The 18,312-nt window shown below is 45.5% G+C and carries 19 protein-coding genes and 1 tRNA gene; 13 read left to right on the top strand and 7 right to left on the bottom strand.

Going from position 1 to position 18,312, the window contains the following annotated elements; all coding sequences use genetic code 11:
• Positions 1–12: 12 nt before the first annotated feature.
• Positions 13–582 carry a type VI secretion system baseplate subunit TssF gene (locus Q0Z62_RS05380; protein ID WP_367180536.1) on the top strand — a complete coding sequence of 190 codons (570 nt, stop codon included), beginning with the start codon at positions 13–15 and terminating at the stop codon, positions 580–582.
• Positions 583–592: 10 nt separating this feature from the next.
• Here Q0Z62_RS05380 and Q0Z62_RS05375 read toward each other — a convergent pair whose 3' ends face one another.
• Entirely contained in the window at positions 593–1,645 is a 1,053-nt protein-coding gene (locus tag Q0Z62_RS05375) for a PTS transporter subunit IIC (protein ID WP_298051808.1), read from the bottom strand.
• Positions 1,646–1,739: 94 nt separating this feature from the next.
• Between Q0Z62_RS05375 and dbpA the strand changes: the two genes are divergently transcribed.
• On the top strand, positions 1,740–3,122 hold the full coding sequence (gene dbpA / locus Q0Z62_RS05370; RefSeq protein ID WP_298051805.1) for an ATP-dependent RNA helicase DbpA: 1,383 nt from the start codon (positions 1,740–1,742) through the stop codon (positions 3,120–3,122).
• Between the two features lie 58 nt (positions 3,123–3,180).
• Here dbpA and Q0Z62_RS05365 read toward each other — a convergent pair whose 3' ends face one another.
• Positions 3,181–3,597, bottom strand: coding sequence for an HPP family protein (locus tag Q0Z62_RS05365; RefSeq protein ID WP_298051802.1), 417 nt, complete (start codon positions 3,595–3,597; stop codon positions 3,181–3,183).
• A 137-nt stretch (positions 3,598–3,734) separates the two neighbouring features.
• Between Q0Z62_RS05365 and Q0Z62_RS05360 the strand changes: the two genes are divergently transcribed.
• Positions 3,735–4,154 (top strand): GNAT family N-acetyltransferase, encoded by a 420-nt coding sequence (locus tag Q0Z62_RS05360; protein WP_298051799.1) that lies wholly within the window; start codon positions 3,735–3,737, stop codon positions 4,152–4,154.
• Positions 4,155–4,216: 62 nt separating this feature from the next.
• On the opposite strand, the gene pntB is transcribed toward Q0Z62_RS05360, so the two are convergent.
• Positions 4,217–5,593 (bottom strand): Re/Si-specific NAD(P)(+) transhydrogenase subunit beta, encoded by a 1,377-nt coding sequence (pntB, locus tag Q0Z62_RS05355; RefSeq protein WP_298051795.1) that lies wholly within the window; start codon positions 5,591–5,593, stop codon positions 4,217–4,219.
• Between the two features lie 18 nt (positions 5,594–5,611).
• A complete protein-coding gene (locus tag Q0Z62_RS05350; protein WP_298051792.1) occupies positions 5,612–7,153 on the bottom strand; it encodes a Re/Si-specific NAD(P)(+) transhydrogenase subunit alpha in 1,542 nt (513 codons plus the stop codon).
• A 405-nt stretch (positions 7,154–7,558) separates the two neighbouring features.
• Between Q0Z62_RS05350 and Q0Z62_RS05345 the strand changes: the two genes are divergently transcribed.
• On the top strand, positions 7,559–7,768 hold the full coding sequence (locus Q0Z62_RS05345; protein WP_269899891.1) for a cold-shock protein: 210 nt from the start codon (positions 7,559–7,561) through the stop codon (positions 7,766–7,768).
• A gap of 331 nt (positions 7,769–8,099) precedes the next feature.
• Here the strand turns inward: Q0Z62_RS05345 and Q0Z62_RS05340 are convergent, their stop codons facing one another.
• From Q0Z62_RS05340 to Q0Z62_RS05335, 3 genes are all read right to left on the bottom strand, one after another.
• A complete protein-coding gene (locus tag Q0Z62_RS05340) occupies positions 8,100–8,285 on the bottom strand; it encodes a hypothetical protein (protein WP_298051789.1) in 186 nt (61 codons plus the stop codon).
• A 275-nt stretch (positions 8,286–8,560) separates the two neighbouring features.
• Positions 8,561–8,686: a hypothetical protein gene (locus tag Q0Z62_RS10725; protein WP_367180535.1), complete on the bottom strand. Its 126-nt coding sequence runs from the start codon at positions 8,684–8,686 to the stop codon at positions 8,561–8,563.
• A gap of 264 nt (positions 8,687–8,950) precedes the next feature.
• Positions 8,951–9,027 (bottom strand) — tRNA-Val (locus Q0Z62_RS05335).
• Positions 9,028–9,401: 374 nt separating this feature from the next.
• Between Q0Z62_RS05335 and thrS the strand changes: the two genes are divergently transcribed.
• The 9 genes from thrS (at position 9,402) to Q0Z62_RS05290 (ending at position 18,188) form a co-directional block, all read left to right on the top strand.
• Positions 9,402–11,324, top strand: a complete 1,923-nt coding sequence (gene thrS, locus Q0Z62_RS05330; RefSeq protein WP_298051786.1) for a threonine--tRNA ligase — start codon at positions 9,402–9,404, stop codon at positions 11,322–11,324.
• Positions 11,325–11,361: 37 nt separating this feature from the next.
• The gene (gene infC, locus Q0Z62_RS05325) at positions 11,362–11,901 is read left to right on the top strand and encodes a translation initiation factor IF-3 (protein WP_269899885.1); all 540 of its coding nucleotides are present in this window, start codon (positions 11,362–11,364) and stop codon (positions 11,899–11,901) included.
• Between the two features lie 72 nt (positions 11,902–11,973).
• The gene (gene gshB / locus Q0Z62_RS05320; RefSeq protein ID WP_298051784.1) at positions 11,974–12,936 is read left to right on the top strand and encodes a glutathione synthase; all 963 of its coding nucleotides are present in this window, start codon (positions 11,974–11,976) and stop codon (positions 12,934–12,936) included.
• A complete protein-coding gene (locus Q0Z62_RS05315; RefSeq protein ID WP_269899883.1) occupies positions 12,929–13,348 on the top strand; it encodes a PTS sugar transporter subunit IIA in 420 nt (139 codons plus the stop codon). Before gshB ends, Q0Z62_RS05315 begins: the two co-directional genes overlap by 8 nt.
• Positions 13,349–13,366: 18 nt before the next feature.
• Positions 13,367–13,636, top strand: coding sequence for an HPr family phosphocarrier protein (locus tag Q0Z62_RS05310; protein WP_298051776.1), 270 nt, complete (start codon positions 13,367–13,369; stop codon positions 13,634–13,636).
• On the top strand, positions 13,636–15,387 hold the full coding sequence (ptsP, locus tag Q0Z62_RS05305) for a phosphoenolpyruvate--protein phosphotransferase (RefSeq protein WP_298051773.1): 1,752 nt from the start codon (positions 13,636–13,638) through the stop codon (positions 15,385–15,387). Before Q0Z62_RS05310 ends, ptsP begins: the two co-directional genes overlap by 1 nt.
• Before the next feature lie 275 nt (positions 15,388–15,662).
• Positions 15,663–16,184, top strand: coding sequence for a hypothetical protein (locus tag Q0Z62_RS05300; RefSeq protein WP_298051769.1), 522 nt, complete (start codon positions 15,663–15,665; stop codon positions 16,182–16,184).
• A gap of 86 nt (positions 16,185–16,270) precedes the next feature.
• A complete protein-coding gene (locus tag Q0Z62_RS05295) occupies positions 16,271–16,528 on the top strand; it encodes an accessory factor UbiK family protein (protein WP_298051766.1) in 258 nt (85 codons plus the stop codon).
• A 121-nt stretch (positions 16,529–16,649) separates the two neighbouring features.
• A complete protein-coding gene (locus tag Q0Z62_RS05290) occupies positions 16,650–18,188 on the top strand; it encodes a YifB family Mg chelatase-like AAA ATPase (RefSeq protein ID WP_298051763.1) in 1,539 nt (512 codons plus the stop codon).
• Positions 18,189–18,312 lie beyond the last annotated feature (124 nt).

Below are 18,312 nucleotides of genomic sequence, written 5' to 3'. Positions count from 1 at the left end.
GCATGTTAATATATAAATTATGGTATTACCGTAATCAACCAAAGTCGTGTTTTTTGCCAAGATTTATATTTTTTAAAGGCAGTTATTTTCGGAAATATTTCTGCTCCGATTGATGGCATTAAAATCTTACGAGCGCCCAGCCAGCCTAGAGCGCCTTTGGCCCAAGGCGAATATGCATGGCGTTTGATCAATCAGCTAGAACAACATCATTTTGCTTTTGATCAATGCTCCCCAGAGCAAGCGGTGCAGCATTTACAGCGTCTCTTAGCTATACATGCCAATCAAAGTGATCCCCATTTGCGCTTACAGCAGCAGGGCGTGCATCAGGTGCGGTCCGACGTCATTCATCAGCGCTTACCTATCGCTGGCCCCATTGTTTTTGGGCGAGGGGTGAAAATTACCTTAGAGATGGATGAAACCGCTTTTGCTGGACTGAGCCCGTATGTGTTGGGCTCAGTGCTAGAACACTATTTCCGTCGTCATGTAGGGATAAATATGTTAGTGCAATGTGTATTGCGTACTGTGCAGCGGGGCGAGATTGCGCAGTGGCCTGTGCGTGGGGGCGCTCGGCCACAGTGGTAAAAACAGGGGCTTAATTTTTTAGGGTAAGGTCGCCCACTTTGATCCAGCCTTTGCGTTGCATCCACCAACTTATACACAAACACAAAAGTGCTGGAAAGATAAAGTGCATTAACGCCATAGATAACCACACATGGGATGAGTGCCCCATAGCAGCAAGCGTGCCGACCTGCCCTACAAAACCGCTAGTTCCCATACCTGCTCCAGTAGCGATATTTTCCATTTTGAAAACCAATGTACCAATGGGAGCTAAGACGGCAGAGGTAATTAAGGGCGGCAACCAGATAAAAGGGTTACGGATAATATTGGGTAACTGCAGCATGCTGGTGCCTAAACCTACACCTAAGACCCCTGAGCTGCCATTTTCTTTATAACTCATGGCGGCAAAACCGATCATCTGAGCACAACATCCTATTGTGGCTGCACCAGCTGCCAAACCACCTAAATCTAAGGATATGGCGACGGCTGCACTAGACGTAGGGCCAGTAAGCACCATACCCATAATGACGGAAATAATAATACTCATGAAAAAAGGTTGTAAGGTCATAGCCCATTCAATGGTTTGACCTGTAGCGCGCATGAGTTCACCTAGATAGGGAGCGATCCATTGGGCAACAAGCATGCCGCTAATGAGTGCTGTAGCGGGTGTAATAATAATATCAATAGGGGTGGTTTTATTGACTAGCTTGCTCAATTCGCTGCTGACAGCTACTGCGACAAAGGCGCCTATAGGGCCGCCCCCTACGCTAATGGCTAATGAGCCCACCATAGCACTACTGAAAATCACCATGGGTGGGGCTTGTAGTCCATATGCAACGCCTACACCGATGGCGGCACCTAGGCCTGATTGCGCCAAGCTGCCTATATGAACTAGCCAATCCCACTCTAACCACGTACCCGTGGTTTTTAAAATTAAGCCAATAATTAATGAGCCAAACAAACCTAGCGTCATGTAATTCATGGTTTCTATGCCATAACGGCGTAAGGAAAACTCTATGTTTTTACGAGCTAAAAATTCGCGCATGTTTTTAAGCTCATTATGAGCATAATTAGTGAGGGAGCTCATATTGTATATATTTCAATGCGTTTGCGGTCATTTAACGAAAAACTGTAGCGAGCGCGATACAATAGCTCTTAAATTCTTTTTCTTAGGTGTGAGCATGACCGCTTTATCTTCTTTTAACCAGTTACCCCTGCAGCCCGCTTTGCTTGATACCCTTGAGCAGCTTGGCTTTACGCATATGACTGACATTCAAGCTCAGAGTTTGCCTTTGATATTAGAAGGTCATGATGTGATTGCACAGGCAAAAACGGGCAGCGGTAAAACCGCTGCGTTTGGTTTGGGCGTATTACAAAAAATTAAAACAGAACGGTTGCGTCCACAAGCCATGGTGCTGTGTCCCACCCGAGAGCTCGCTACGCAAGTTGCCGAGGAATTACGTCGTTTAGCCCGTGCTATTCCCAATGTAAAAATCATGGTGATTACGGGCGGCGTTCCCATGCAACGTCAGGTCGATTCACTGGCACATGGTGTGCATATTATTGTGGGCACTCCGGGTCGCATCCTAGACCATATTGATGCGCAGTCGATGGACTTTACTGCAATCAATACCTTAGTGCTTGATGAAGCAGATCGTATGATTGATATGGGTTTCTACGATGATATGGCGCAAATTGTAGCGGCATGCCCTAAACACCGTCAGACCCTACTGTATTCAGCGACGTATCCAGACACTATTGGTAAAGACGCCACGTTGTTTGTGCGTGATGCGGTTCATGTCACAGTAGAAACACAGGTTAGCAAAGCTCAAATTGAGCAACGTTTTTATAACGTACCAGAGACTGAACGTTTTGAGGCGGTGGAGTCATTGCTTTTGCATTACGCGCCTAGTTCAGCTTTGTTGTTTTGTAATACTAAGGCAAACTGTGACAGCTTGACCTATCACTTGCGTAGTCTAGGATTTAGTGCGTTAGTGCTCCATGGTGATCTAGATCAGCGTGACCGGGACGAGGTCCTAATTCAGTTTGCTAACCACAGTAGCTCTATTTTGGTGGCCACCGATGTGGCAGCACGAGGCCTAGATATTGCAGAGTTACCTGCTGTGATTAACGTAGAGCTACCACATCAACCAGAGGTGTATACACATAGGATTGGACGTACAGGACGGGTGGATCAAAAAGGCTTGGTCTTGAGCTTATGTGATGGCTCCGATAGTGCTTTTTTAAAGCAACTGCATGTACAAAGTCAGGTAGATACCAGCTGGCAGGTTCTACCTAGTCCTGCCTCAGATGCAAAGCCTGAAAAAGCACCCATGCAAACCATTGTGATTATTGGTGGTAAGCGCGATAAAATGCGCCCAGGTGATATTTTAGGTGCCTTGACGGGTGATGTGGGCCTAACCAGAGAGCAGGTGGGTAAAATTAATGTGGGGATGGTGGTGACACATGTGGCCATTGACCGACGTGTAGCGCAGTCGGCATTAAACCGTTTACGCGATGCGGGTATTAAGGGTAAGAATTTTAAAATGCATTTTGTACGCTAATTTTTTTTATTCGATTAAACGCCTCTAGGACGCTGATGTTCTAGAGGCATTTTTATTATTAAATGAATCGGCGGTGTAAATACCAATAGAGTTTAGCGCTTAAAAATAGGGCTATTACACCAAACAACATGGGAAACAACACGAAAGACCATGGGCTGCTAGCAGCAAAAACCACTAAAGGATTACTGGCTGCAGGTGGATGTACCACATTTAGACGTATCATTAACATGGCGCTGGCAGCACAGGCTATGGCCAAAAACCACCACTCTGCACCTAACCAGTGAAAGCAAGCTAATCCTATCAATGAAGCTAAAACGTGTCCGCCAATGACATTTTTAAGCTGAGAAAACGGGCTAGAGGGGTATGCAAACAATAATAAACCGGTAGAGCCTGCGGCAATCATTAACCAAGGTTGTTCGGTAAAGTGATTAAGCGCTGATAAAATACCAATAGCGCAAAAAATACCTAATCCCATTAGCCATAAAGAGTAGGGGGTGGCATTGTTATCTGACGTATTTTTTTCATACTGGAGGGAAAAGCAGGTAATGTGTTGCTGTCTAGAGAACATCTAGTCGTAAAGCAATTAAGTGTAGCAAATCAGTAGGAAATAGGATGATTTTTGAAATAAAAACAGGCGATTGGACTACGCTAAAAGCCGATGCTGCAGGCATTCGCTATACGGTGTTTGTTCAAGAACAACAGGTTCCCATTAGCATTGAAATGGATGATCTGGATGTGGAGTGTCAGCATGCAGTACTGTATGTGGATAAAAAACCTATTGCAACAGGGCGTTTATTACCCAATGCTCATATAGGGCGTATGGCAGTACTGCCATCCTACCGAGGTTCAGGAGCGGGGGCGCAGGTATTACGTGCATTAATTGAAATAGCCCGTGATCGCGGTGAGACGGCTGTTTTTTTATCAGCACAAACTCATGCTTTAGGCTTTTATACTCGCTATGGTTTTAGTGCTTATGGCGAGGTTTATAAAGATGCTGATATAGACCACCAAATGATGCAGCTTCATTTATAGAGCCAATAAAAAAGCCCTTTGCCAGATAATGGCAAAGGGCAAAACGATCAGCAAATAAACACTTAGAGTGCTTTTTGGATTTTCTCTACGGTTTCTTTAGCATCACCAAAACACATATGGCTGTTTTCGTTAAAGAAGAGCGGGTTTTGTACGCCTGCATAGCCAGAGCTCATGGAGCGCTTAAAGACAATCACATTTTGTGCTTCCCACACATGTAAAACCGGCATCCCTGCAATTGGGCTGTTTGGGTCAGTGGCGGCAGATGGGTTAACCGTATCATTGGCGCCAATCACTAACACCACATCCGTGTCAGAAAAGTCATCGTTGATCTCATCCATTTCCAAGACAATATCATAAGGAACTTTGGCCTCGGCTAAGAGAACGTTCATATGACCAGGTAGTCGTCCTGCAACTGGATGAATACCAAAGCGAACCGTAATGCCTTGGCGACGTAGAATGCTGGTAATTTCAGCGACGGCATTTTGCGCATGAGCCACAGCCATTCCATAGCCGGGAGTGATGATGACGGAGCTTGCGTTTTTAAGCATGTCAGCCACATCAGCGGGTTGGATTTCACGGTGTTCGCCTGTTTGCTCTTCGGCGCTACTGCCACTGCTATCCGAACCAAAACCACCGGCAATAACAGAGATAAAGGAGCGATTCATCGCTGCACACATAATGTAGGACAGAATAGCACCTGAAGACCCCACTAAAGCCCCTGTGACGATCAATAGGTCGTTTTCAAGCATGAAACCTGCCGCCGCCGCGGCCCAGCCTGAGTAGGAGTTCAACATAGAGACCACAACTGGCATATCGGCACCACCAATGGCGGCAACCAAATGCCAGCCAAAAGCAAAGGCGATTAAGGTCATCAAAATGAGTGGGAATAACGAGCCATCAACCTTCATGAACCACATGAGCAGTAAGGCCGATACAACGAGTGCAGCAAGATTTAAGCCATGTTTAAACGGTAACACTAGTGGTTTGCTGGAGATTTTGCCATTGAGCTTACCAAAGGCCACAATTGAGCCAGTAAAGGTGATCGCACCAATAAATACCCCAATAAAGACCTCAACCAAGTGAATGGTATGCATGTCTGCGGCAACGGTATGCGCATTGAGATAACTGTTATATCCAACTAAAACAGCGGCCATACCTACAAAGCTGTGTAATAGCGCAATAAGTTCCGGCATTTCAGTCATTTCGACTTTATGTGCCTTGTAAATACCAATTGCTGCCCCGATAGCCATGGCTATGATAATCCACGCCATGCCAGAGGCATGATCACTAAAAATGGTTGCGATCAGGGCGATCGCCATCCCCGCAATACCAAAGTAATTACCGTTTTTAGCTGATTCTTGTTTAGATAAACCGGCCAGACTTAAAATAAATAAAATTGCAGCAACAATATAAGCTGCAGTCACTATACCTTGAGACATTGTTTTTTACTCCTGCGCTTAGTCATTGTCTTTGCGGAACATTTTTAGCATACGGCGTGTTACATAGAAGCCACCAAAAATATTCACACTTGCAATTAAGATAGCGATAAACGCTAATACGGATACAAACCAATTACCCTGACCGATCTGTAACAATGCACCTACTACAATAATGCCAGAGATGGCATTTGTGACGGACATCAGGGGGGTGTGCAAAGAATGGGTGACATTCCACACTACGTAGTAACCGACGACACAGGACAGCACAAAAACGATCATGTGATTTAAAAAAGCTGCTGGTGCATTAGCACCTAGCCATAAAAAGAGTAACGCTCCAAGACCTAAAGGAATAAGTTTCTGCCATAAAGGCATAGGTTTAGGTGGTTCTTTTTTAATAATGGCTGCGGGCTTGGTTTTGGCTGGAGCCGCAGAGACTTGTATAGCAGGTGGCGGATACATTAGATCACCATCATGCGTTAAGGTCATATTGCGAACTATGGCATCTTCAAAGTCCAACTGCATTTGCCCATCTTTATTTGGGGTCATGAGCTTAACTAAGTTAGCGATGTTTGTGGAGTACAGTTGAGAGGACTGACCGGGTAAACGGTTAACTAAATCCGTGTATCCAATCACTTTAACGCCATTGTCGGTAATGATCATTTTGTCCGCTACGGTGTATTCACAGTTACCGCCTGTAGGGGCAGCTAAATCCACAATAACAGAGCCCGGTTTCATGCTATCTACCATCTCTTTGGTGATGAGGATAGGTGCTGTTTTACCGGGGATTGCTGCTGTCGTAATAATGATATCGACTTGTTTAGCCTGCTCCGCAAACAGTTTCATCTCTGCTGCGATGAATTCATCACTCATGGTAGAGGCATAGCCATCACCACTACTGCCTGATTGCACTGGGAAATCGAGTTTTAAAAACTCGCCGCCCATTGACTGAATCTGCTCGGCCACTTCTAAGCGAGTATCAAAGGCCTTGACAATCGCACCTAGCTGCATAGCAGCCCCAATGGCGGATAGGCCTGCGACACCAGCACCAATCACAAGCACCTCAGCAGGGGGGACACGTCCAGCAGCTGTGATTTGCCCGGTAAAGAAGCGACCAAACTCACTAGCAGACTCAACTACGGCACGATAACCACTGATATTTGCCATCGAAGATAGGGCATCCATCGCTTGTGCTCGTGACATGCGAGGCACCATATCCATCGCTAAAACCGTGATTTTTTTGTCTTGTAGCTGTTGTAGTAGTCCGGAGTTGAGTGCAGGCCAGAAAAAACTAATCAAAATAGTTCCTGGTTGCATCATATCAACAGCAGCATCACTAGGAGGGTTGACCTTGAAGAGAATCGGACAGTTCCAAACGTCTTTACGATCAGCCAAGGTTGCGCCGGCCGCTGCATAAGCACTGTCTTCTAAATGCGCTGTTTTACCAGCGTCATGCTCAACCCACACCTCAAAGCCAAGTTTGAGTAATTGCTCTACTGTTTTAGGGGTCGCAGCCACCCGAGTTTCACCGGGTAGCGTTTCCTTGGGGATTCCTATCCTCATTATTAGCCTCTAATAAAAAATAAATATAAATAAAGAGTGGGTTATTTGTAATTAGAATAATCGATTTGTCTGCGCTAGACCATTAAATAGCGCGATTTTTGTTACAGGGCTGTTTTTTAACAAAAACCATATAGCTTGTCTTCCAATTGATGAAAAAGCACAACATATTGTACAAGTAACCTAGTTTTGGTATGAGAAAAATCAATAGGTAGACAGGTATGTCACTGTGTTTTTTGTTGGTGAGTAGGCTTGATATGTATAGTCTTTATCATTGCAAAAGAGAGGGAGACACCTTTTGCGTTGTTTTGGTGACACTTCTCATTTGTAATAATGCTATCTTTTATCAGGTAGAGCTGTCATATTGATTTAGGGAGATTTTTCCCGTGTTTATATTTAGGATCTGCATTGAAAAAAGAAATCGGTATTGTGAAGTGGTTCAATAATGAGAAAGGCTTTGGTTTCATTACGCCTGAAGACGGCGGTAAAGACCTCTTCGCTCACCATTCAGAAATCCAAGCGGAAGGGTACAAGTCCCTTGAAGAGAATCAACGAGTTTCGTTCGTAGCTGGAAATGGCCAAAAAGGCCCTTGTGCTACTCACATCGAAGCTCTTTAATATTTGGCCCTGTTAAACGGGCGAGATATGACTAAGAAAGGCCAAACTCAGGGTTGTATCGGGTTTGGCCTTTCTTATGACTTCCATTTGAAAATACATTGATGGGGTATCGATGGTTTTTAGTGTTTTTTTAAAGGCTATCGCTCTATACGTATATCAAAATAGGCCTAGTATTTTTAACTATAATTAGCAACAGGCCAATAGAAGAGTGTGCGCTAGGCTATGTAAGTAATATCCTAGCAACAGCCAGCAGCGATTAGCTCTAACCTGTATGTAGGATGACAATGAACCCGCTCAAGTCATTGAGACGGGTTTTTGGGTGATGTGCTGTTTATTGCTCGTCAATAGATGGGAAAGATTGCATCAGAGACTCTGAGGCTAGAATTGCGCGACGCGCATCCTCGTTTTTGTCATGCAAAGATAGGTAACGGGCCTCGTTCTCGCCATCGCGATCTACTATTCCCTTGAAAGATGCTTGTAAATAGTCCAAATACCAGACTGATTCGTCTTTTGTCATGCCCACAAATATAAGGCTGTCATCTTGATCCTTAGATATGGCATTGATTTCGAACAAATACTCCCGCTCACGGGGTTGAAGTTTTAACATATGATTCCTTAATGAGCCTCCATTGTAGCCTGCCTTGATAAACGGTGTGGCTTTGAGAAAATGGCTCAGCAGCTTTGTTATATGTAACCTCTGCCTTCCTTGTATGTTCGATAGGTGTAGCTTTGTGTCTTTTTCTCCAAGTCCTGCATAGCTAAGATAGGAAGTAATAGAACAGATCTGACGATCTAGAGTGCCTTTGTGGCGCTTTTTTTACGCCTTACACCTGCATCTTTGGTTATTTGGGTCATGCCACGAGCCTTGGTTACATCAGCGAGAACAGCTAAGAATATCGCAGGCTCATCCTCCTCCATAGGGTCAAAATGAAAAACGTTAATTGCTACTCACTCGATACAAAACTATATTTACTGATCTCTACAGCTGCCGTGTTTTTGTTAATACAATGCATTGTGGTGTGAGGCAGTTAGTCACTAGAGTTTTGGATGTACCCTTATTATGCGCGGGCAGCATTGGGCAGAATAAGAAACAAACAGGCAACAAAAAACCCGCAAAGCCAATGACTGTGCGGGTTTTTGAGCATCTATGACTACGTGTGGTAGCCATTGAAACATGAATTCTGGTAGGCAGTACTGGATTCGAACCAGCGACCTCTACGATGTCAACGTAGCGCTCTAACCAACTGAGCTAACCGCCTAAAAATGTAACTATAACCAATGGTTATTTTTGTGTCAAGTTTATTTTCCAAAACGGGCTTTTATGTGATGTCGGTATGATCAGCAGTCTTGGAAAGAACTAAATATAGCCTAAATCGTAGTTGCTTTGCAACAATGAATTATCGGTTTTCTGTTTTTTTACGTTTTTTTTGTTTTTGGGCTGCGAGAGTAGTGGGTAAGTGGTAAACTTAAATCAATTATTATTCTTGAATCAGGTGCATGACAGATGACCATAACGCGAACTACTAGCTGGCGACAATAACTTGGCCGCATTGTGTTCGCTCGTTGATTCAAGCCAATCACAGATACCTTAAACGCGGCCATGGAGCCGCGTTTTTTATTTTTAGGATGTTGTATGGTTCAGATTACCTTACCCGATGGTTCACAGCGCTCCTTTGATGGGCCTGTTTCTGTTGGTGACGTGGCTCATTCAATTGGTACTGGCTTAGGGCGAGCAGCTCTTGCAGGGCGAGTGACGACACAAGGAACTGAGCCTGCGTTAGTTGATACTAGCTATATTATCGACACGGATGCGCATTTGGCGATTATTACTGCCAAAGACGAAGAGGGCTTAGATGTGATTCGTCACTCTACGGCTCACTTGCTTGCTTATGCTGTACAAGAACTATATCCCGAGGCACAAGTAACGATTGGTCCAGTTATTGATAATGGCTTTTATTACGACTTTGCTTACAAGCGTCCTTTTACGCCCGAAGACTTAGAGGCGATTGAGCAAAAGATGACAGAGCTGTCACGTGCAGATATTCCTGTGACCCGAGAGGAATGGGATCGTGACGAGGCAGTTGCCTTTTTTAAAAGCATTGGCGAATCCTACAAAGCTGAGCTAATCGAATCAATCCCTTCAGGAGAGACGATTAGTCTCTATCGCGAAGGCGATTTTATTGATTTGTGTCGTGGCCCGCATGTGCCATCTACCGGTAAACTTAAAGTCTTTAAGTTAATGAAGGTGGCAGGAGCCTACTGGCGTGGCGATAGCAACAACGAAATGCTACAGCGCATTTATGGCACGGCTTGGGCGACTAAAGAGGACCAAAAAGCCTACTTGCATATGCTTGAAGAGGCTGAAAAACGTGACCATCGTCGATTAGGTCGTGAGTTAGGGTTATTCCAGTTTCACGAAGAAGCGCCTGGTCTTATTTACTGGCATCCAAAAGGTTGGACTGTTTGGCAGCAGGTCGAGCAGTACATGCGCAAGGTGTACCAACAAAATGGCTACCAAGAGGTAAAGGCACCTCAGATTCTTGATTTGTCGCTTTGGAAAAAAACGGGTCACTGGGATAACTACTCGGAAAACATGTTTACCACAGAGTCCGAGAATCGTGTATATGGGTTGAAACCCATGAATTGCCCAGGTCATGTGCAGATTTTCAATCAAGGCTTTCACTCCTATCGTGAGCTACCTTTGCGCTATGGTGAGTTTGGGCAATGTCACCGCAATGAGCCATCTGGATCATTACATGGCATGATGCGTGTGCGTGGTTTTACTCAGGATGATGGTCATATTTTCTGTACAGAAGACCAGTTACAACAAGAGTGCATTAATTTTACGGCACTGTTGCAAAACGTGTATAAGGATTTTGGTTTTACTGAAATTCTTTACAAGGTAGCTACTCGCCCTGAAAAACGTATTGGTGATGATGCTGTCTGGGATAAGGCAGAACAGGCATTAATGGAAAGCTTACGTCGCACGAATTGTGAGTTTGAAATTGCAGAGGGCGATGGGGCTTTTTACGGCCCTAAGGTGGAATACACGCTAAAAGACGCGATCGGCCGCCATTGGCAATGTGGGACAATTCAAGTTGACTTCTCTATGCCGGCCCGCTTGGGGGCGGAATACGTGGATGCTCAAGACCAACGACGCACCCCTGTGATGCTGCATCGTGCAATTTTAGGGTCTTTTGAGCGATTTATTGGTATTCTATTAGAAAACTACTCTGGTGCTTTGCCTGTGTGGCTAGCTCCAGAGCATGCGGTAGTCTGTTGTATTGCAGAATCTTCCGCCGATTATGCTAAACAAGTTGCAGATGAGCTCAAGGCTAAAGGCCTCAGAGTGAACAGTGATTTGCGTGGCGAAAAAATCACCCGTAAAATTCGGGAACACAGTATGCAAAAAGTCCCTTACATCTTGGTTGTGGGGGATAAAGAGCGTGAGGCAGGTACGGTCGCAGTTCGCGGTCGTGGGGGCCTCGATTTAGGGGTTATGCCACTGGCCGATTTTGCTCAACGGCTACACAATGATATTGATACACGTCAATAATCATTGACTCATGCTGGCATAGATTATTTTATTTATTTTGGGAGTCTTAGACATCGCAACCGAAAAGAAACATCGCATTAACGGTGAAATCCGTGTAAATGAAGTGCGACTCATTGGTATTGAGGGTGAACAGCTTGGCATTGTAAAAATGGCTCAGGCGTTAGAAATGGCCGAAGAAAACGAAATCGACTTAGTGGAAATCTCGCCTACGGCAGTTCCACCGGTTTGTCGTTTAATGGATTACGGCAAGTTCCGCTATCAGGAACAAAAACGTCAACAAGAGGCGCGTGCCAAACAAAAAGTGGTCCAGCTCAAAGAGGTGAAATTTCGTCCGGCTACGGATGATGGCGATTACAACGTAAAACTACGTAATGTGCGTCGTTTCATCGAGGATGGGGATAAGGTCAAAGTGTCACTACGTTTTAGAGGGCGCGAAATGGCTCACCAAGAGCTAGGTATGCGTGTTTTAGAACGTGTGCGCGATGACGTCGAAGAGATTTGTCAGGTCGAATCTTTCCCTCGTCTTGAAGGCAGACAGATGGTGATGGTGCTTGCGCCACGCAAGAAAACCGCTTAATCACGTTTACGCAATTTGCTTTCACCCCTTCGCGGCCTTTGGGTTGCGAAGGGGTTTATTTCAGGAATGATCATGCACGTTTTATTTATTATTGATCCACTCTCCAGCTTATCCGCCTATAAAGACACGTCAGTGGCAATGATGCGAGCCCTCATTGCAAAAAATCACACCATTAGCGTTTCTTTGCAGTCTGATTTGTATATTGATGATGGTCGAGTTAAGACTGTTGCTCTACCTATTCATATTGCCGAGCAAGCTGATTTGCATGCGCCGCAGTGGTGGAGTGTTACGGGTGCAACGGTTGACGTTGAGCTTAATCACTTTAGCGCAGTGATTATGCGTAAAGACCCCCCATTTGATATGGAATACTTTTACTCCACGCATTTGCTTAGCTTTGCCGAGGAACAAGGGGCAAAGGTCTTTAACACGGGTTCAGCGTTACGTAATCATCCTGAAAAACTAGCGATCACTGAATTTCCGCAGTTTACGCCTACTACATTAGTTACACGTGATATGAAGCGGATTCGTGCATTTCATAAGCAGCACAAAGACGTGATCGTTAAACCGTTAGATGGCATGGGGGGCATGGGGATTTTCCGTATGCGAGAAGGCGAAGTTAACGTTGGGGCTATTTTAGAAACGCTCAGTAAAGACAGCACTGAAAGCTTAATGGTACAGCGTTATATTCCTGAAATTGTAGACGGGGATAAGCGTATTCTCATTATCAATGGTAAACCAGTCCCATACTGCTTAGCTCGTATCCCTTTGGCTGGTGAAACCCGAGGTAACTTGGCGGCAGGTGGCCGTGGTGTTGCTCAGCCTCTCAGTGAGCATGATTGGCATATTGCGAATACTATTGCACCAAAACTGGTCGAACGAGGCTTGTTTTTAGTGGGGCTAGATGTGATTGGTAACTATGTGACTGAAATTAATGTGACTAGCCCTACCTGCTTTGTAGAGATCACGGAGCAAACAGATTGCGATGTGGGGGCTCTATTTGCCGAGGCGTTGACAGCAGCGGTAGAAAATGGCTAAGGCAGCTCAGGTGGCTGTTGTGCTGGTTACGCACGCGCCACTTGGTCAGGCATTGGTTGCATGTGCCCAACATGTATTGCAGGCGACCCCAGATGTGGTTGTCGCAGATATTTTGCCTACTGATTTTCCGGACCCTTGGATTACAAAATTAGTAGCAGATCTTCGCCCAAGCACCAGGCCGCATGTCTTGTTGCTATGTGATTTATACGGTTCAACGCCATATCATATTGCTGCGGGGGTCCAGCGCCAACTGAGCCTTAGGGGGCAAAAAGTCCATTTGTTGTCAGGCGTTAATGCTTGCATGCTCATCAAAGCCTTGACGGATAGATCTGACACGATAGAGCTGTTAATTGAAAACGTTTTGTCTGCAACCCAGCGTGGTATTGTGCATCAAGCACCTACCGCGCCTTAATTTTTATAGTTATAACGTATGCCATCAGTAGATATTGTAATTACGAATAAATTGGGTCTGCATGCTCGTGCAGCCTCAAAACTGACTCAACTTGCGGGAACCTTCCAAAGCGAAGTTTTTATTGCTCGTGGTGCGCAACGAGTTAATGCGAAAAGCATTATGGGTGTAATGATGTTAGCGGCGGGGCTTGGTGTGACCGTGACAGTAGATACCGAAGGCTCAGATGCAGATCAAGCATTAGAGGCTATTGTTCAGCTTTTTGCGGATAAATTTGGCGAGGAAAGCTGATGCAGCAGCAGGCAGAGCGAATCAATACGGCAATGTGTACCGTGGCAGGCCAGGGTGTGGTTAATGGTTACGCTATAGGTAGGGCTGCGGTGATGGGGGCCGCCGCATTAGAGGTTCCTCATTATTATATTGATGTGTCTGCCGTGGACGATGAGTGCGTTCGTCTATACCAAGCTATGGATAAGGCGAGAGATGATTTGTTGTTGATATCTCAACAGTTATCCGCAGACGCACCTCGTGAAATAGCGCCCTTATTAGAGGTGCACCGTCTATTATTAGATGACCCCATGCTGCGAGAGCAAAGCAGTGATCTGATTCGAGATCGTTTTTATAACGCCGAATGGGCATTGACCACTCAGGGGCAGGCGCTAATCGCTCAGTTTGAGCAAATTGAAGATGCCTACTTACGAGAACGTAGCGCTGATATACGGCAAGTCATCGAGCGGGTATTGCTAATTTTAAGTGGGCAGGCTGCGCATCAGCATGCTTTGGTTGTTTCGGCAGATGCGACTGAGGCTGGCTTAATTGTAGTGGCCCGAGATATTTCGCCCGCCGATATGTTGCGTTTACGTAAAGGGCGTTTTTCTGCTTTTTTAACTGATTTGGGTGGCCCTACCTCGCATACCGCTATCGTGGCACGAAGTATGAATATCCCTGCCGTAGTCGGCTTAGTGAATTTGCGTCGTATGGTGCGTGATGGGGATATGTTGATTGTGGATGGGTTTAAAGGGGTGGTGATAATCAATCCCTCTGAGCTTGTTTTACAGCAGTATAGAAAACTACAAGCACAGCATTTACAACAACGTGAGCAGTTGTCTCAACTGCGTGATACGCCTGCGATGACGTTAGATGGCATGAGAATTCTACTTGAGGCAAACATAGAGCTTCCTCCAGAGGCGCAGGCTGCCTCTGATGTAGGCGCTGACGGTATAGGCTTATTTCGCAGTGAGTTTTTGTTTATGGGCCGTGCTGACTTACCTTCCGAACAAGAGCAGTTCGAGGCGTATGCGTCTGTAGTAAAGGCTATGCAAGGTCGTCCTGTCACAATCCGCACATTGGATATTGGGGCAGACAAAACCTTAGATGGCGAACAAACCGTCGCAACGAATCCGGCGTTGGGCTTACGCGCTATACGTTATTGTTTGGCGAATCCTGATCTTTTTCAAACTCAACTACGGGCATTATTACGGGCCTCGCAGTTTGGATTGGTCCGCATTTTGATACCGATGATATCTACGATGGAAGAGGTGTATGCTGTTCGAGTTGCACTGGATCAGGCTGAACAAAGTTTACTTGCTGATGGCATAGAACATGCACGTCAAATTGAGTTGGGTGCAATGGTTGAGGTACCGGCGATTGCGATTGCTATAGAGCCTTTTGCGCAAAGCTTAGATTTTTTATCTATAGGCACCAATGATTTAATTCAGTACGTGATGGCAGTTGATCGGACGGATGCCGAGGTGGCTGATTTATATGACCCGATGCACCCGGCAGTATTACGTTTAATTGCGCACACCATCAATAGAGCGCAAACTTATGGTAAGCCTGTCTCTGTTTGTGGCGAGATGGCTGGGGACATCCGCCTTACTCGTATGCTATTAGGTTTAGGCTTGCGTTGTTTCTCTATGCCTGCCTCTCAGATACCCGCGATAAAACAAGAGATTTTAGGTGCACACACCGAAGCCTTGCGCTTAAAGGTTGCGACAGCACTAAATCGAGCTGAACGTATAGACCTACAAAAACTACATTAATTCAGTGTAAACCCTAATATACTTGTAACTAGCAGGTGACATGCCGAGCAAATTGTAACATTGAGGTATGTTGTTTTTTTAGGGTTTTTTGAGTATAAGTCTTTGATTTAAATTAAATAAATCTCGTTATTTTAAAAAAAATTGCAATTTTTCCGTCATTCTACATTACATTAGAACGCTTGCCTGAGGCAGCGGGGTAGGTAGAATGGAATTGTGATTTGTAACAGGGCTAAGAATCACAGCCCGTCAATATTATATAAAATAAAGGGATTGATATGAAAATGACTCGTACAACACTAGCTGTTTTAGCTGTATCTTCTGTAGCACTGCTTACCGCTTGCTCTGATGATAATAAAGAGGTAGCTGCACCTGTTCAACCTAGTTCTCCTGTTGTGACCGAGACTGCTCCTGTCGCCCCTGCTGCCACTCCTACTGCAACAGAAGACAAATCCTTGCAGCAAAAAGCAAATGAGGCCAAGGTTGAATCCGTTAAACAAGATGTAATCGCTAAAGAAAAAGAAATTGAGTCTGATCTGAAAACGGGTAAAGACGCTGCTGAAGCAAAAGCTGAAAGTAATGAGGCTAGAGTTAAATCAGAGGCGGAGCGATTAAAAGCAAATGCTGCTGAGGCTGCTGAAAAGACCAAGGAAGCCGTATCTAATGCCGCCACAGCAACAGGCAATGCGATTAAAGATGCTGCCGCCACTGCTGATCATGCGATTCAAGATAAGCTTGGTAATGGCGTACAGTCCCCACGCAATGAGGATCTACCGGCTGTAGAACAAGCTAAGCCGTAATAGCGGATTAACAATCGTAGAGAAAAAGACCGCAAATGCGGTCTTTTTTGATTACACTGTATCTTATTACTAATAAGGAAAAAACAATGAATAAACCCAATGATTTTTTTAGCCAATTACAGCAAAATGTTTCTGACTTGATCGCTAATAGCCCTGCTGCGGATCTAGAGAAAAACATGAAAGCCTTCATGGGGCAGGCTTTTACTCGTATGGATCTTTTGACGCGTGATGAGTTCGATACACAAATGGCGCTACTAGAACGTGCTTTGGCGCGTATCGCAGCCCTAGAACAACGGGTTCAAGAACTAGAGTCTCAGACGGGTAAATCTGATAGCCAGAACTAAACTTGGTGATAAACGATTGCCTATGCTACGTGCTTGTACCTAAGAGATATATGTCGTAGTTAGGCGTACAGCAGACGGGACTTCACACATACTAGAGATTATTTAGTTTGTGGGGGTTGAGATGAGTCTAGCTGTATTAACCAGCTGTGCCTTAGTTGGTTTTAAAATGACGTCGGTGCGTGTGGAGGTTCACGTAGGAAAGGGCTTGCCTGCCTTTAGTGTAGTGGGTATGCCCGATACTGGCGTGAGGGAAAGCCGTGAGCGGGTGCGCTCAGCAATACTAAGTAGCGGTTTTCAGTTTCCTGCGGCGCGAATTACGGTGAATTTAGCGCCTGCTGATCTACCTAAAGATTCAGGGCGTTTTGACTTGCCCATTGCTTTAGGTGTGTTGGCTGCTTCGGCGCAACTGGTGACAGATAAGGCAGGGCAGCAGGCTGTACCAGCATTGGGCTCATATGTGTTTGCTGGTGAATTATCACTAACAGGGGCAGTCGTGTCTATTGCTGGCTCTTTGGCTATTGCTTTGGGGGTTCGTCAGCAGATGCCAGGAGCCCAGCTTGTTTTGCCGAAAGCCTCTGCGAGCTTGGCGGCTCATGTGCCTGACCTTACTGTTATCCCTATACAAACACTAGCACAAGCCGTGGATTTTTTATGCGAGCGCGAACAGTTAAATGCAGCGCTCCCCAGCCCCATTAGGCCATCAACTGAGGCGATGCTATGTATGTCAGAGGTGCATGGGCAGCAGCAAGCCCGCTTGGCTCTTGAGCTTGCTGCTTGCGGTGGCCACAGTATATTGATGTCAGGCCCACCAGGGGTAGGAAAAAGCATGTTGGCCCAACGCCTGCCTACCATACTTCCGTCCCTTGAGCCACAACAGCAACTTGAGGTGGCTGTAATTCATCAGCTGGATACAAGTCAATCAGGCACCGTGCTTGCTATCAAAGAGCAAGCGCCTTTTAGATCGCCACATCATTCTTGTACGGTAGCTGCCATGATAGGAGGGGGGCGCCGACTCCACCCTGGCGAGGTCAGTTTAGCGCATCATGGGGTGTTGTTCATGGACGAGTTCCCTGAGTTTGATCGACGTGTTTTAGAGTCATTGCGCGAACCGTTGGAAACCGGAGAGGTTGTGTTGGCGCGGGCTAATCAACGGGGGACATTTCCAGCAAAATTTCAGTTAATTGCGGCAATGAATCCTTGTCCATGTGGTTATTATGGACATAAGCAAATTAGTTGCGAGTGTACGCCTGAGCGTATATTGCGTTATAAAACAAAAATATCAGGCCCTTTGTTGGATCGCATTGACTTGCATTTGTCTCTACACTTTGAAAGTGATTTAAGACAAAAAGAGGGGCAATCAGAGAGCTCCGAGTCGATAAAAGCCCGTGTTCAACGATGCAGGCAACGACAGTACGAGCGACAAGGTTGTTTGAATGCTGCCTTGCAGGGCAAGGCCCTAGAGGAGCATGCTGCTCTACAAGATCAGTCTCATGCGTTACTAGAGAATGCAATGCAACGTTGGGCATGGTCAATACGTACTATTCAACGCATGCGTAAATTAGCGCGTACTATTGCTGATCAGCAGGAAATGGCACTGATTTTACCGGAGCATGTGGCACTAGCAATGCAGTATCGTGAACAGAGTGCGCTAAAACCTTAATTTAATAGACATTTTTTTTGTTTCCTATTATAATTTTTCTTTTATTGGCTTATGGCTTAATAAAAAAACAATAAGTGCCTAGACGGTTAACAAGTGCGGCTTTGGTTTTAGCCACCACCTATAG

The organism is uncultured Paenalcaligenes sp., assembly GCF_947630565.1.
In the GTDB taxonomy this organism is placed as follows: domain Bacteria; phylum Pseudomonadota; class Gammaproteobacteria; order Burkholderiales; family Burkholderiaceae_B; genus Paenalcaligenes; species Paenalcaligenes faecalis.
The sequence above is the reverse complement of the archived record's forward strand: the minus strand, read 5'-3'. Positions and strand labels throughout refer to the sequence as shown.